Origin of the sequence: Vibrio sp. 1167 (assembly GCF_033340375.1) — a bacterium.
Classification (GTDB): domain Bacteria; phylum Pseudomonadota; class Gammaproteobacteria; order Enterobacterales; family Vibrionaceae; genus Vibrio; species Vibrio alginolyticus.
Genome location: NZ_JAWOWK010000096.1, coordinates 525 through 1,121 on the forward strand (window position 1 = coordinate 525; position 597 = coordinate 1,121).

1 protein-coding gene and 1 pseudogene are annotated in these 597 nt (G+C 48.7%); both read right to left on the minus strand.

Annotated elements, in window-relative coordinates; genetic code table 11:
• Positions 1-112: pseudogene (gene ubiE, locus R7Z78_RS24625) on the minus strand (bifunctional demethylmenaquinone methyltransferase/2-methoxy-6-polyprenyl-1,4-benzoquinol methylase UbiE); the annotation flags it as partial.
• A gap of 78 nt (positions 113-190) precedes the next feature.
• A partial coding sequence (gene rmuC, locus R7Z78_RS24630) for a DNA recombination protein RmuC (RefSeq protein WP_169643784.1) occupies positions 191-597 on the minus strand: 407 nt, incomplete at its 5' end.

Sequence of the window (597 nt, forward strand, 5' to 3'; positions counted from 1 at the left end):
GGAAAACTTCGGCAACTTTGGTCACTTTTTCTTCTTTCGCCACTGTGGTGAAACCAAAGTGGGTCGTTTCGTTCTCTAACGCTGTATTGGATTGCAAACTTGTGTCCGTCATTCTAATTCCTCTTGGGCAGCACTTGTTCACTACAGGGCGTTTGCTGACAATGAAAGTCGCCCTCTGTACTGCGGGCGATTAGTTTACTTTATCCTCAGCCGGATGTCTTTCTACTAACGATTCATTTGGTGATTCATTTTCTGAAAATGCATCACTTTGCGCCAACTGCGCAAGGTCAGAAGAAATCGGTCGTTTGATTTCAACCCCCAACTGTCTAAAGCTTTCTGCTTGACGAATCACGTTGCCACGGCCTGTCGCCAGCTTGTTCATAGCGCCTTGATAGGTTTGGTTCGCTCGGTCTAATGCGCCGCCCAACCCTTCCATGTCGTCGATGAATAAACGCAGCTTGTCGTACAGTTTGGTGGCGCGCTGGGCGATCAGTTTGGCGTTTTCATTCTGACGTTCGTTGCGCCATAAATTGTCGATGGTGCGCAGTGCCACCAGCAACGTGGTTGGGCTAACCAAGATGATGTTTTGCTCCATCG